The organism is Arthrobacter sp. AOP36-C1-22, from assembly GCF_052377515.1.
Taxonomy (GTDB): Bacteria; Actinomycetota; Actinomycetes; order Actinomycetales; family Micrococcaceae; genus Arthrobacter_H.
This window is the reverse complement of sequence record NZ_JBQSWW010000014.1, coordinates 69,167-82,351: the sequence shown is the minus strand read 5'-3', so window position 1 is coordinate 82,351 and position 13,185 is coordinate 69,167. Positions and strand designations below refer to the sequence as shown.

Genomic DNA, 13,185 nt, shown 5'->3' with positions numbered 1-13,185 from the left:
TCCCGTCCCGTGGCATAGGGAATGACGTCATCGAGCAAACTGTGGGACAGCAAGACCGGGACCTCCGGCTTGCGGCCCACCCCGATTTCTTGTTCCTTCAGCGCGGCCTTGAAGCGGGGTTCGTCCGCCACATCACTGAGCTTCTTGCCACTCTTGGTCAATTTCGCCGTATCGACGAAGGCATGGCTTCCAATGGCTTCGATCGTGCATTCGCTCCGGGCAGCGTTCATTTCCTTCATGCCCTCGGCGTTCAGGTACGACGCGGGCGCCAAGCCGTTGGTGGTGCCCACTCCATCGATCGCGAACAGCAGGAAGGCCGTGTAGAGGCCGGAATCCAAGCTGTCGGCCACCTCGCTCAGATCGGCGGGGACGGCGCCGGCGAAGGCACCCCGGAGCTTCATGTCCGGCGCGTATTCGGGGGCCAGCTCTGCTGCCGCCGCACTGGCACCTCCACCTTGGGAGTAGCCCACCAAGGCCACAGGGTTCCCTGCATCAAGACCATCCACGCCCAACCCCTGGGCCGCACGCACCCCGTCGAGTAGTGCATGGCCTTGCGAGGCCCGTGCCATGAAGGTGTGAGATCCGGGGGTTCCCAGCCCCTCGTAGTCGGTGATGGCCAGGGCGTAGCCGGATTCCAGCAACGCAGCCATCATCGGCCCCTCGTATTCCTGCCCCACCCCCATCTGGCGGGACGGCGCACACTTATCGGCCAAGCCCTGGGTGCCCACGGCGTAACCGATCACCGGACGCTCACCGGAGCCGGCCCACTTCTTCTTCGGCACCAGCACGGTCCCGGTCACCGCCATGGCATCCCCGTGGCTGTCGGTGGATTTGTACATCATCCGCGTCACGGTCGCGTTCGGGCGGATGAGCTTGACCGGGTCCAGGAAGAAGTCGGCAGGTTCGCTGCGCACCACCGCTCCGTCGGCTTCCGGCAGGGTCGCCGGTGGGGTGTAGAAATCCGGGTCCACGCTGTTCGAAAGCTGCTCCAGCTTCTCCTGACGCTGCACGTCTCCGGGATCGGCGGCGTCGGTCTTCTCGATGGAGGCCGGGTCCGAGGGAGCGGACGTCGCCGCGGCTGCCGGGCCGAGCCCTGCGAACAACAGGGACGAGGCGGCAACACAGGAGAAGAGCACGCGGAGTCGACTTGACTGGGACACGGGGGGCGTTCGGACAGGGGACATATTCGCTCCTTGTGACGGATGGCCATGGATCGGTACGCAAAATGACAAAGCAATGACCTGATCCGTACATTACTGATGAGTAACTAGTGACTCAGTTCACACCCTAGAGCGCCGGTTGTCGGAATGGAAGACCCGTGTCCTCCCGGATTTCAACTTCCCGTCGCCGCCGGTTCATCCGGCGCTGACACGGTGAAGGCGATTCCAGCTCCCGCTCCGAAAGGTTCACGATGACTCCCGGCAACCGGACCCTCCTGCCCATGCTCGGCCACACGCGCGGCAAGCGCAGCCCGGTCACCTGCGCCCTGAAATGCGACAACGCCTGCTCCAAGGCCGTCTGCAACACCTCCTCGAACGACTATTTCCGCGATATCGTCTCGGCCCAAATGACGCGTCGCTCGGCGTTGGGACTCGGGGCCGCCGGAGCCCTCAGCGCAGCCGTCGTGGCCTTCGGCGGGGCCGATACGGCCGTTGCCGGGCCGGTGCCCACCGGCCGCCCGGCCCGGCACGGACGACTGGACTTCACCCCCATCAAACCGGTCGACGCCGCCATCGACGTGTTCGATGTCCCCGAAGGCTTCGAATGGACGCCGATCATCCGCTGGGGAGATCCCCTGTTCCGCCACACACCGGACTTCGACTTCGATGATCAGAGCCCCAAGGCACAGGCCCAGCAGTTCGGCTACAACAACGACTACACCGACATCCTCCGCTCGAAGAACGGCAAGAAGGCCGTCCTGGTGTGCAACCACGAATACGTCAATCCGGGAATCATGTTCCCGACGGCCCCGGGCACCACGGCCGAGGAGCGCCGCCGCCGCAACATCTTCCGTCAGGCGGTGGGCCTGAGCGTGGTGGAACTGGAACGCAGGACGAAGGGGACGCCCTGGGAATACATCCGGGGCGGGCGACGCAACCGCAGGATCACCCTGGACACCGAATTCGAGCTGACCGGACCGGTCGCCGGTTCGGAACTGGTGAAGACCCGGCGCGATCAGCGCGGCCGCTTCGTCGAAGGCACGCTAGGCAACTGCTCGGGCGGGACCACCCCGTGGGGCACCATCCTGTCCGGGGAGGAGAACTTCAATGGCTTCTTCCGCACGAACGGGACCTCGGCCGAGGACAAGCGGTACGGGCTCGAGAACAAGGCCACCTCCATGGGTTGGGAGCAGGAAGACCCACGTTTCGACGCCCGCGCCGAACGCTTCGCCAACGAGCCGAACCGTTTTGGATACATCGTGGAGATCGACCCCGAGGACCCCGATTCGACGCCGCGCAAACATACCAGCATGGGCCGGTTCAAACACGAGGGCGCCAACGTCATCGTTGCCGACAACGGGCACGTCGTGGCCTATATGGGGGACGACGAACGCTTCGACTACCTCTATAAGTTCGTGTCCAAACGCAAATACCGCAAGAACAACCGCCGGCACAACATGACCTTGCTGACCGAGGGCGACCTCTACGTGGCCCGCTTCACCGGCACGTCCGACGACGAGATCGACGGCTCCGGGGACGTCCCCTCCGATGGCGGATTCGACGGGACAGGTCGTTGGCTGCCGCTGGTCAAGGACGGTACGAGCCACGTTTCGGGCATGAGTATGGAGCAGGTCCTGGTCCACACCCGGCTGGCCGCCGACAAGGTCGGGCCCACCAAGATGGACCGGTGTGAAGATGTGGAACCGAGCCTGAAGAGCGGCAAGATCTACGTCGCCTGCACCAACAACTCCCAGCGCGGCACCTCAGGCCAGCAGAAGGCCGATGAGGTCAACCCGCGCACCGAAAACCGGGACGGGCATATCGTGGAGATCACCGAACACCGGGGCGGGCACACCGGGGACCGGTTCACCTGGGACCTGCTGATGCTGTGTGGCGATCCGGCGCAGGGGGATGCGACCTACTTCAGCGGCTTCCCCGCCGAGAAGGTCAGTCCGATCTCCTGCCCGGACAACGTGGCCTTCGATTCCCGCGGAAACCTCTGGATCTCCACCGACGGCGCCCCCAGCGGCATCGGCTACAACGACGGCCTGTTCAAGGTCACCGTGGAGGGCAGGGACCGCGGGAAGGTCGAACAGTTCCTCTCGGTCCCCCGCGATGGAGAAACCTGCGGGCCGGTCATCCACGACGAGGAGTCGATGGTCTTCGTGGCGGTCCAGCACCCGGGCGAGGACGGTTCCTTCACGGACCTGCGCTCGCGTTTCCCGGACTACGTCCCTTCGGAGGCCCGCCCGGGCCCCGGTGAGGTCAGGGCACCACGCCCCTCGGTCGTCCAGGTGTACCGGCCGTAGTGCTGCGACGGCGGCGCCCCGCGGCGATGGCCACCACGGTGATCGCCGCGACCGCGCCGAGCTGCTGCGCCGTCCCCAGGCCCACCCCCACGGGGACGGTGCCCAGGCATCCGGCCGCCGCAATCAACCGCACCCGGGCGGGCCCGACCTGCAACGCCCAACGGAAAAGCCCCGTCGCGCCCAGGTACACCGCCACCCCGCCACCGACGAGCCACGCCGACACCACGGGGGCCGGGGACGACAGCTGACCCAGATCAAGTCTGATGCCGGCCGCGACACCGATGATCCCGATGATCATCAGCAGATGCGAGATGTCATAGCCGATCCGGGCCATCCACGACTGCCGCGGCCCGGACGCCGCGGCGAAGTGCTTTGCCGCGAGGTCGTCATCACCGACGAAGTAGGCCCACCACATGGCCGCGATGGCGGCCACCCCGAGCAGCCCGCCGGTGATGAGCGGGATATCGAGGGCCTGTGTCTGGGCCGCGAGTGCGACGGAGATAATCGACTCCCCCAGCACGATGATGATCATCAGCCCATGCCGTTCGGCGAAATTCCCGGGTCGGACCGCCAGACGGTGGCCGGAGGGTCGCAGATGGGAAGCGGCGAACAGGAGCGCCGCACCGCCGAACAGGATCCAGTCCCCCGCCCCGGTCACCCATCCTGCGGCGAGGACCATCAATGCACCGGTGAGATTGACCGGCGCCACGAGTCTGATGGAGACGTCCTCCCGCGGGCCCTGCAACCACAAGAACCCCGCCAGATGCACCAGGGTCAGCAACAGGAAACCAATGCCCAACACGATGCCCGCTTCGCCAAAGGCCTGGGGTATCGCCTGTGAACAGACGAACAACGCGGCCATTCCGGCCAGGACGATCAGCCGTTGCAGGGTGCCTTCGGTCCCCATCGCGTTGGTCAACCAGGCGAATCCGCCATACATCCAAAACAGGATCGCCAGGATCAGGATCGCCTGGGCGATTCCTGCCGGGTCAGGGTGCAGGTCGATCACCTGCGTCACCTGGGTGACGGTGAAGACGAAGACCAGATCGAAGAAAAGTTCCAGGGTCGAGACATTCCCCGTCTCTGGAGCGGTCCCGGCCGGTACGGACATCGTCCACCTCCCTGGTGGGGCACGACCTCTCTCAGGTCAAGAATCCCACCGGAAGCGGCGCAGCGATACCTCTAGGCCGGCAATTGTCCGAAGACGTGGCGCCGGATCCAGGCGTGCATGGCGATCCCGGCCGCCGAGGCGGCATTGATGGAGCGGGTGGAACCGAACTGCTCGATGCTCAGCGTGGCATCGGCCACCGCATGGACCTCGTCGCTGAGGCCGGGGCCTTCCTGCCCGAATACCAGCACGCAATCACGGGGCAGGTCATAGGTCTCCAGCTGCTCCGAGTCCGGGAAGATGTCGACCCCGATGATGGCCAGGCCCTCGCCCTGGGCCCACTGGACGAAGTCCTCGACGCTGGGGTGGTGGCGCACATGCTGGTAGCGGTCGGTGACCATGGCCCCGCGCCGGTTCCACCGGCGTCGTCCAATGATGTGCACTTCCTTGGCCAGGAAGGCGTTGGCGGTGCGCACCACGGTGCCGATGTTCATGTCATGCTGCCAGTTCTCGATGGCGATATGGAAGTCGTGGCGGCGGGTGTCCAGATCCGCGACGATGGCCTCGTGCAGCCAATACCGGTACCGGTCCCCGACATTGCGGCGGTCCCCCTCCCGCAGCAGTTCAGGATCCCAATGCGCTCCGACGGGCCATTCCCCTTCCCAGGGGCCCACCCCGACTTCCGGTCGTTCCGCGGCTCCGGGGTCGGCGGCCGGAACCGCGTCCGGGGGTGGTGGGGAGGCAGGTTCGTGCGATGAGTGGTCCACCGTCCCAGCGTAATGCGTCAGCCGCGCACCGCAGGGCACGACGGTCGTCGGGGCAGATGGCAGAATATCCGCAGGAGGTGGTCATGGCCATTATCGATAACGGGATCTACGTCAACGGGCGTCGGGTGCACGATCCGTCGCAATTGGGGCACACCATGGCGCGGCTGCGCGAGCATTCCGGCATGGCCTGGCTGGGCCTCTACCGTCCCACCGAGGACGAGCTGCGATCCGTGGCCGATGAGCTCGAACTGCACCCGTTGGCCCTCGAGGACACCTTGAAGGGCCACCAGCGGGCAAAACTGGATCATTACGGGGACCACTCGCTGCTGGTGCTGCGACCGGCCCGCTATCTCGATGCCAGCGAGAAGGTCGAATTCGGGGAGCTGCACGTCTACATCGGGGAGGACTTCGTGGTGACGGTCCGCCACGCCGAATCCCCCGACCTGGCCCGGGTCCGCCACCGGATGGAAGAGGAGCCCGAACTGCTGGCCATGGGTCCACGGGCGGTGCTCTACGCGGTGCTCGACCAGGTCGTGGACGAATACGAGCCGGTCGTCGACGGCCTCTCCAACGACATCGACGAAATCGACGACCAACTCTTCTCGGGCACCCCCGACGTGTCCCGCCGGATCTACGAACTCTCCGGCGAAGTCATCGAACTGCAGCGGGCGACCGTCCCCTTGGAACGGATCCTGTCCATCCTGCGCCGGGACCTGGCCGGCGGGCAGCCGGTGGGGCCGGGCGGCCGACCGGCACCGTCCGTCGCCCGGGACGAGCAGCTGCTCGAACTGGACCACCGGTTCGCCGACGTCCAGGATCACGCCATCCGCGTCTCCGAGCGCATCGCCTCGTTCAGGGCCCTGCTGACCAATGCCCTGTCCTTGTCGGCGACCCTCGTCTCGCAGCAGGCCGCCCAGGCAGGGGTCGCGCAGAACGAACAGATGAAGAAGATCTCCTCCTGGGCGGCCATCCTGTTCGCCCCCAGCCTGATCGGCAGCATCTACGGGATGAACTTCACCCACATGCCCGAACTTGCCTTCACCTGGGCCTATCCGGCGGCCCTGGGGCTGATGGTGGGGCTGAGCGTCGGCCTGTACGTGGTGTTCAAACACAACAGGTGGCTGTGATTCCGGGTACGGCCCCCGTTCGTCCGACGGGATAGCGTTGACCCCGGAACCACCACGAGGCAGAAGAGGCTGAGAATGAGCACCGACGACCGCACACCCGCCGATATCGAATGCTGGCTGACCGACATGGACGGCGTCCTGGTCCATGAGAACAAGGCCATTCCCGGCGCGGCGGAGCTGATCGAACGCTGGGTATCGACCTCCAAACGCTTCCTCGTACTGACCAACAACTCCATCTACACCCCGCGCGATCTCTGCGCCCGGTTGGATGCCGCCGGACTGGTGATCCCCGAGGAGAACATCTGGACCTCGGCCATGGCCACCGCGGAGTTCCTGCGCCGCCAGTCACCAGGGGGAAAGGCCTTCGTCATCGGCGAGGCCGGACTGACCACCGCATTGCACGACGCCGGTTTCATCCTCACGGACCGAAATCCCGATTTCGTGGTGTTGGGGGAAACCCGCACCTATTCCTTCGAGGCCATCACCCGGGCGATCCGGCTGATCGCCCAGGGCGCGCGGTTCATCACGACCAACCCCGATGCCACCGGCCCCTCCCCCGAAGGCGTCATGCCCGCCACCGGGGCCGTCGCGGCACTGATCAGCCAGGCGACGGACCGGCAGCCCTACGTGGTCGGCAAGCCGAACCCGATGATGTTCCGTTCGGCACTGAACCGGATCCAGGCCCACTCGGAGACCACCGCGATGATCGGGGACCGGATGGACACCGATATCGTCGCCGGGATGGAGGCCGGACTGTATACGGTGCTGGTCCACTCGGGCATCACCCAGCCCGAGGACATCGAACGCTTCCCCTTCCGGCCAGACACTGTTTTCCCCTCGGTCGCCGAACTCCTCCCCCGGCTCTAGGGCACCGGGCGGCCGGCCGGCCCTGTTGATCTGCTCACCTCCGACCCTCCCCGGCTTGCCCCGCCCCGCCGCAAGCCCCTAGTTTCGACATATGCCCCTGTCGTTTTCCCTTGATTCCCCCGCCGACACCTCACCGCTGCTGGACTGGTCCTTCTGGCTGGACCGCCCGCTGAAGATCGCGATCGTCATCGTCATCGGCGTGGCGCTGAACTTCATCATCCGCCGTCTCATCCGCCGAACCACCGAACACATCGCCGCCGGTGAGGCCGCCGCCCTGTCCAAGGAGCACCGGAAGTCCGAGAAGAGCGGGCGGCGCTGGCTGGTGCAGGAGTCCCCGATCGCGGTGGCCCGGCGGACCCAGCGGGCCCAGACCGTCGGGTCGGTCCTGCGCTCTGTCACCACGATCATCATCACCGCGGTCGTCCTGCTGACCGTGCTCTCCCAGCTGGGCATCAACATGGCCCCGATCCTGGCCAGTGCCGGCGTAGTCGGTGTCGCGTTGGGCTTCGGCGCCCAGGCCCTGGTCAAGGACTACCTCTCGGGAATCTTCCTGGTCGCCGAGGACCAGTTCGGCATCGGCGACTACGTGGATCTCGGCGAGGCCTCCGGCGAGGTCGAGGCCGTGGGTTTGCGCATCACCCAGGTCCGTGACGTCGATGGCAGCCTCTGGCACGTCCGCAACGGCGAGATCCTGCGGGTGGGCAACTTCTCCCAGGGCTGGGCCCGCGCGGTCCTGGACGTCCCGGTCCCCTACGACTCGAAGATGCCCGAGGTCAACGACCTGATCCTCGCCTCGGCCCAACGGCTCCAGTCCGACCCGAAGTGGTCCCGTGAGATCCTGGACGACCCCGAGATCTGGGGGGTCCAGGACCTGAGCGGGGAGTCCATCACCATCCGGCTGGTCTTCCGTACCCGTCCGTTGCAGCAGTGGGCGGTGGCCCGGGCGATGCGGGCTCAGCTCAAGGCCGACCTCGATGCGGCAGGGGTGCGGATCCCGCTGGTCCAGCAGACCATCATCCGTGCGGCGAACCCCGAGGGCTTCACCACCGCGCATGCCGGGACCGGCCCCACCCCCGAGACGGACCCCGCCAGCCCGACCGGCGAGCCGGAGGCCCACCCGGACTAGAGGCCGAGCTCCTCCTTGCCGTAGGCGAAGAAGTAGGGAACCCCGGCCTCGGACTCGATGCGTTCCTTCGAGCCGGTGTCACGGTCCACGATCACCGCGACGGCCACGACGTGGCCCCCGGCCGCCCGGACGCCTTCGACGGCGGTGAGCGCCGAGCCGCCGGTGGTGGAGGTGTCCTCCAAGACCACGACGTTGCGCCCCGAGACCTCGGGGCCTTCGACCTGGCGGCCCATCCCGTAGGACTTCTGCGCCTTGCGGACCACGAAGGCATCCACCGCGCGGCCGGCCCGCCCGGCGGCGTGCATCACGGCGGTGCCGACGGGGTCGGCCCCCATGGTGAGGCCACCGGCGTTGGTGAAGTCGATCCCCGCATCATCGAGCAGATCGAGCATGACCTCCCCGACCAATGGTGCCGCCTCGTGGTGCAGGGTGATCCGGCGCAGGTCGATGTAGTAGTCGGCCTCCTTGCCGGAGGAGAGAGTGACCTTGCCGCGGACCACGGCGAGTTCGGTGACGAGTTCGAGCAGGCGGGCGCGGGCGGGGGTGTTCGAGGTCATGGACTTCATTCTAGGTCCCGTTGGACCGTGCAGGTCACGTCCGCATCGATGACGCGACAGCCGGTCCGTCCCGGGCTAGGGTGAAACCATGAACGCTCAACGACCGATCGGATACTGGCTCAAGCTGGTGGACTCGCTCATTTCCGAGCAGTTCGCCACCTCCCTGGAGGAGCACGGCGTCACGCGCCGGCAATGGCAGCTCCTGAACCTCCTGGGGTCCAAACCCCATACCTCCGCAGAACTCATGTCCGCACTGGCCCCGTTCTTCGACGAGGTCTCCCCCGAAGGCGAGCCGGCCTCCCCGGCAGAGCATCTGGCCGAACTTCTGGAATCCGGATGGGTCTCCCAGGACGGGGATTCCTACGCGCTGACCGACCGCGGCAACATCAGCCTGGAACGGCTCACCGAACTGGTCGAGGGCATGCGGGAGCGTTCCAGCGACGGAGTCACTCAGGAGCAGTACGAAACGACGATCGCGACCCTGCAACGCATGGCCACCAACCTGGGCTGGTCCGAGGCGGACCGCGCATGAACCCAGCCGACCCCACCACCGATCCGCTCGAGGCCACCCGGACGGCCCCGCATCCCGATGAGGTCTTCCACGGGACCCCGGAGGACGACGACGCGGCCTCCCCGGTCCGCGAAGTCACCTCGGCGGCGGCGATCGCCCGGTTCATGGAACGCACCGACGTCCTGCGTTCGGACGGTCGTTACGCCCTGGTGAATTCGACGATCACTCCGCATGAGGCGATGGTGACCGACCTGCTGTTCATCCGCGATGCCCTCGACGCCGCCTCGGTGGCCTACCTGCTGGTGCGCGGCAACGACGCCCGCCCGGTCATCGCCGTCTCCTGGGATGAGCGCAAGGCCATGCGCGCCGCCCTCGTGGCTGCCTGTCAGGACGAACCGTTCTACTCTTTGGCCGTCGACACCCGCAAGGGCAAGTCCCTGCTGGTGGCCGATGGCGCGTTGGCCCGGAAACCGAAGGCACGGATGTATCGGCTCTACCGTCCCCGGATCGAACCGGCCGGCGGTCTGGCCTTCGGGGCCTCCACCGGGGTGCAGATCGAATTATGGCAGTGGAAGGACTCGGGGCTGCTGGATCTGCCCATGGAGAACTCGCTGACCCGGGCCACCCTGCCGGCGGACGAAGCGGTCCGCGGGACCGTCCACCGCTACGGCAGGGAATGGCCGACCATCGAGAACATGTTCGCCGATCACGCAGCGGACATCTCCTTCCCCATCGATATGGTCTTCTCCTGGGTCGACGGCAACGACCCCGAGCACCAGCGCTATCGCGCCTCCTTCATGGACGGCGTCGTGGTCGGCGAGGGGGATGATTCCGAGGCCCGCTACCGGCAGATCGACGAGCTGAAGTATGCCCTGCGCAGCGTCTACATGTTCGCGCCCTGGGTCAGGCACATCTACATCGCCACCGATTCACCCATCCCTGCCTGGTTGGATGCCGACCATCCACGCATCTCCGTGGTGCGGGCCCCCGACCACTTCCGCGACCCCACGGTGCTGCCCACCTTCAACTCCCAGGCCGTGGAGTCGCAGCTGCAGCACATCGACGGGCTCTCCGAACACTTCCTGTACTCCAACGACGACATGTTCGTGGGGCGCCCGCTGGGCCCGGATACGTTCTTCTCCCCCGGCGGGATCACCAAGTTCATCGAGGCCGGAACCCGGATCGGGTTGGGCGATAACCATCTGGACCGTTCGGGCTTCGAGAATTCGGCCCGGGTGAACCGGCGGCTGCTCAACGACCGGTTCGGGCGCATCACCACCCGCCACCTCGAGCACACCGCGGCTCCCTTGCGACGCAGCGTGCTCAAGGAGCTCGAAGAGGTCTTCTCCGAGGAGTTCGCGGCGACGGCGGCCAGCAGGTTCCGCGCCAAGGACAACATCTCGGTCACCAATTCGCTCTACCACTACTACGCGTTGCTGACCGGCCGTGCCGTGACCAAGGAGAAGGCGAAGGTGAAGTACGTGGACACCACCATGTATTCGGGCCTGGACGCACTGCGCAAGCTGTTGAAGAAACGCAACCAGGACTTCTTCTGCCTCAATGACGGGTCCTTCCCCGAGGTCCCCGCCCGGGAACGCCAGGAAGTGGTCACCGACTTCCTGCAGGCCTACTTCCCGCTGGCCGCCCCGTGGGAGGTGGCCCGGACCGACCGGTAGCATCCTGCGCCGCCGCGGCACCGCCATCATGCCCGGTGGCCGGGGTGCCGATGGAGTGGGGGCTCCGGCCCACGGTATCGGGGTCGATGCCGTGTTCACGCAGGATCGCGGCCACCGCCTCCGGTTCCACGACATCTCCAACACTGACACCGCTGGCCACCGGGACCACCGAATGCACCACGGTCTCGGGGAGCACGTGCACCAGGTTGTAGCCTTGGGCCTCGTCGCGTCCGCGGGTGGTGTGGATCCCCCGCACCGGATCGGCTCGTGCTGCCAGATCCTGGGTGTAACAGCTCGCCGAGGCCACCGATACAGGGATTCCGGCGAAGGTCCCGAACGTCGAGTAGTGCAGGTGCCCGGCCAGAATGGCGCGCACATCGCTGCCGGTCAGCACCTCGGCCAGCCGCGCCTGGCCCCGCAGTTCCACCAGGATGGCCAGCGGTTGGACACTGGCGATCGGTGGATGATGCATGGACAGGATGGTCCCGTCGGGGGCCGGGGTGGCCAATTCGGCTTCGAGCCACCGCAACTGGGCGTCCTCGAGGTGGCCATGGTGGGAGCCGGGAACCGTGGTGTCCAGGGTGATCAGGCGTAGCCCGCCCAGCCAGAAGACGTGGTCCAGCGGGGTGGTGTCTGCCGGCTCGCCGAGCAGTTCGGTACGCAGGTTCGACCGGTCGTCATGGTTGCCTGCGGCCCAGAGGATCCTGGTCCCCAACCGTTCGGCCGCCGGTTCCAGGATCGAGCGCAGGGCGGCGTAGGCGTCGGGTTCCCCCTTATCCGCCAGGTCTCCGGTGACCACGAGGGCGTCGGGACGCACCCCGGAGGCCTCCAGCCGGTCCACGAGCGAACGCAGCCGTCCGATGCTGTCCAGCGTATCGGCCAACAAATGGCCCCCGCCTCGAACATGGGTGTCACTCAAATGGATGAGCACTCGGTCCGGAGCGGGGTGCTCCGGGCGGATGGGTTCCATGACCGCTTTCCTCACGCAGGTGGTACGCCTTACCGCACCCACTATTCCCCATCCGGGGCCGGTTCGGCGACGAAACGCCACGGTGATAGCACAACGGGGGCAGGCTAGGCTGATTCCATGCGCGATATGCAGGCACGGATCATCAGTGAAATGGGCGTCAAGGCCACCATCGACCCGCAGGAAGAGGTCACGCGGCGGGTGGCGTTCCTGCGGGACTACCTGGAGGCCACCGGCACCAGGGGCTTCGTGCTGGGCATCTCGGGAGGCCTGGATTCCACCCTCGCCGGACGTTTGGCGCAATTGGCCGTAGAGGCCGCGGCCCGGGACGGGGACGACGTGGATTTCGTGGCAGTCCGCCTGCCCTACGGCACCCAGACCGATGAGGACGACGCCGCGGCGGCGATGGAGTTCATCGCCCCGAAGACCGCCTGGACCTATGACATCAAGCCCGGGGTCGACGCCCTGGCCGCGGAATATGTGAAGACCACGAGCGAAACGATCAGCGACTTCAACAAGGGCAACATCAAGGCCCGGCTACGCATGACCGCCCAGTACGCGTTGGCCGGCCAACACGGGCATCTGGTCATCGGCACCGACCATGCGGCCGAATCGGTCACCGGGTTCTTCACGAAATTCGGCGACGGGGCGGCCGACCTCCTGCCGTTGTACGGACTGGATAAGCGGCAGAACCGCCAACTGCTGCGCCATCTGGGGGCCAGCGAGCGGCTCTGGGCCAAACCCCCGACGGCGGATCTGCTGGACGGGACCCCGCTGCGCACCGACGAGGACGAATTGGGCCTGGCCTATGACGACATCGACGACTACCTCGAAGGACGTCCGGTGCCGGAGGCCGTCGCCGAAGCCATCGAGACCCGGTTCCTGCGCAGCCGTCATAAACGCACCACCCCCGTGTCACTTCTCGATGATTGGTGGACCCGAGGCGCCGACTGAAGGACGGATCCTCCACAACCCTTCCAAGCAGTAGGATGTCCACGTATATTTTGGGG

The 13,185-nt window shown here is 66.5% G+C and carries 12 protein-coding genes; 7 read left to right on the top strand and 5 right to left on the bottom strand.

Annotation, left to right across the window (positions count from 1 at the left end; genetic code table 11):
• On the bottom strand, positions 1-1,160 hold a 1,160-nt coding region (locus tag ACT3S6_RS09685), incomplete at its 3' end, for a lipase family protein (RefSeq protein ID WP_444554758.1).
• 251 nt (positions 1,161-1,411) lie between these two features.
• On the opposite strand from ACT3S6_RS09685, the gene ACT3S6_RS09680 reads away from it, so the two are divergent.
• Positions 1,412-3,469 (top strand): PhoX family protein, encoded by a 2,058-nt coding sequence (locus ACT3S6_RS09680; RefSeq protein ID WP_444554757.1) that lies wholly within the window; start codon positions 1,412-1,414, stop codon positions 3,467-3,469.
• On the opposite strand, the gene ACT3S6_RS09675 is transcribed toward ACT3S6_RS09680, so the two are convergent.
• Complete coding sequence (locus tag ACT3S6_RS09675; RefSeq protein WP_444554756.1) at positions 3,426-4,580, bottom strand: low temperature requirement protein A; 1,155 nt, start codon at positions 4,578-4,580, stop codon at positions 3,426-3,428. The two genes, ACT3S6_RS09680 and ACT3S6_RS09675, sit on opposite strands and share 44 nt — an antisense overlap.
• Positions 4,581-4,651: 71 nt before the next feature.
• Complete coding sequence (locus ACT3S6_RS09670; protein ID WP_443384295.1) at positions 4,652-5,251, bottom strand: TrmH family RNA methyltransferase; 600 nt, start codon at positions 5,249-5,251, stop codon at positions 4,652-4,654.
• A 176-nt stretch (positions 5,252-5,427) separates the two neighbouring features.
• Here ACT3S6_RS09670 and ACT3S6_RS09665 point away from each other — a divergent pair, with 176 nt between their 5' ends.
• The 3 genes from ACT3S6_RS09665 (at position 5,428) to ACT3S6_RS09655 (ending at position 8,464) form a co-directional block, all read left to right on the top strand.
• Positions 5,428-6,471, top strand: a complete 1,044-nt coding sequence (locus tag ACT3S6_RS09665; RefSeq protein ID WP_443384294.1) for a magnesium and cobalt transport protein CorA — start codon at positions 5,428-5,430, stop codon at positions 6,469-6,471.
• A 75-nt stretch (positions 6,472-6,546) separates the two neighbouring features.
• Positions 6,547-7,338 (top strand): HAD-IIA family hydrolase, encoded by a 792-nt coding sequence (locus ACT3S6_RS09660; RefSeq protein WP_443384293.1) that lies wholly within the window; start codon positions 6,547-6,549, stop codon positions 7,336-7,338.
• A 91-nt stretch (positions 7,339-7,429) separates the two neighbouring features.
• Positions 7,430-8,464, top strand: coding sequence for a mechanosensitive ion channel family protein (locus tag ACT3S6_RS09655; RefSeq protein ID WP_443384292.1), 1,035 nt, complete (start codon positions 7,430-7,432; stop codon positions 8,462-8,464).
• On the opposite strand, the gene pyrE is transcribed toward ACT3S6_RS09655, so the two are convergent.
• Positions 8,461-9,021 carry an orotate phosphoribosyltransferase gene (gene pyrE / locus ACT3S6_RS09650; protein WP_443384296.1) on the bottom strand — a complete coding sequence of 187 codons (561 nt, stop codon included), beginning with the start codon at positions 9,019-9,021 and terminating at the stop codon, positions 8,461-8,463. The two genes, ACT3S6_RS09655 and pyrE, sit on opposite strands and share 4 nt — an antisense overlap.
• An 88-nt stretch (positions 9,022-9,109) precedes the next feature.
• On the opposite strand from pyrE, the gene ACT3S6_RS09645 reads away from it, so the two are divergent.
• Together ACT3S6_RS09645 and ACT3S6_RS09640 are read left to right on the top strand one after the other, a co-directional pair.
• Positions 9,110-9,553, top strand: coding sequence for a MarR family winged helix-turn-helix transcriptional regulator (locus ACT3S6_RS09645; RefSeq protein WP_443384297.1), 444 nt, complete (start codon positions 9,110-9,112; stop codon positions 9,551-9,553).
• Positions 9,550-11,208 (top strand): stealth family protein, encoded by a 1,659-nt coding sequence (locus tag ACT3S6_RS09640; protein ID WP_444554755.1) that lies wholly within the window; start codon positions 9,550-9,552, stop codon positions 11,206-11,208. The genes ACT3S6_RS09645 and ACT3S6_RS09640 overlap by 4 nt, the downstream gene beginning before the upstream one ends.
• Here ACT3S6_RS09640 and ACT3S6_RS09635 read toward each other — a convergent pair.
• Positions 11,141-12,178, bottom strand: coding sequence for a phosphodiesterase (locus tag ACT3S6_RS09635; protein ID WP_444554754.1), 1,038 nt, complete (start codon positions 12,176-12,178; stop codon positions 11,141-11,143). The two genes, ACT3S6_RS09640 and ACT3S6_RS09635, sit on opposite strands and share 68 nt — an antisense overlap.
• Before the next feature lie 117 nt (positions 12,179-12,295).
• On the opposite strand from ACT3S6_RS09635, the gene nadE reads away from it, so the two are divergent.
• Complete coding sequence (gene nadE / locus ACT3S6_RS09630) at positions 12,296-13,129, top strand: ammonia-dependent NAD(+) synthetase (protein ID WP_444554753.1); 834 nt, start codon at positions 12,296-12,298, stop codon at positions 13,127-13,129.
• Positions 13,130-13,185 lie beyond the last annotated feature (56 nt).

Bases quoted from the DNA above. Each gene is read 5' to 3' on its own strand.
- ACT3S6_RS09680 (WP_444554757.1), top strand. From the start codon at position 1,412: ATGACTCCCGGCAACCGGACCCTCCTGCCCATGCTCGGCCACACGCGC.
- ACT3S6_RS09675 (WP_444554756.1), bottom strand. From the start codon at position 4,580: ATGTCCGTACCGGCCGGGACCGCTCCAGAGACGGGGAATGTCTCGACC.
- ACT3S6_RS09665 (WP_443384294.1), top strand. From the start codon at position 5,428: ATGGCCATTATCGATAACGGGATCTACGTCAACGGGCGTCGGGTGCAC.
- ACT3S6_RS09660 (WP_443384293.1), top strand. From the start codon at position 6,547: ATGAGCACCGACGACCGCACACCCGCCGATATCGAATGCTGGCTGACC.
- ACT3S6_RS09655 (WP_443384292.1), top strand. From the start codon at position 7,430: ATGCCCCTGTCGTTTTCCCTTGATTCCCCCGCCGACACCTCACCGCTG.
- pyrE (WP_443384296.1), bottom strand. From the start codon at position 9,021: ATGACCTCGAACACCCCCGCCCGCGCCCGCCTGCTCGAACTCGTCACC.
- ACT3S6_RS09645 (WP_443384297.1), top strand. From the start codon at position 9,110: ATGAACGCTCAACGACCGATCGGATACTGGCTCAAGCTGGTGGACTCG.
- ACT3S6_RS09640 (WP_444554755.1), top strand. From the start codon at position 9,550: ATGAACCCAGCCGACCCCACCACCGATCCGCTCGAGGCCACCCGGACG.
- ACT3S6_RS09635 (WP_444554754.1), bottom strand. From the start codon at position 12,178: ATGGAACCCATCCGCCCGGAGCACCCCGCTCCGGACCGAGTGCTCATC.
- nadE (WP_444554753.1), top strand. From the start codon at position 12,296: ATGCGCGATATGCAGGCACGGATCATCAGTGAAATGGGCGTCAAGGCC.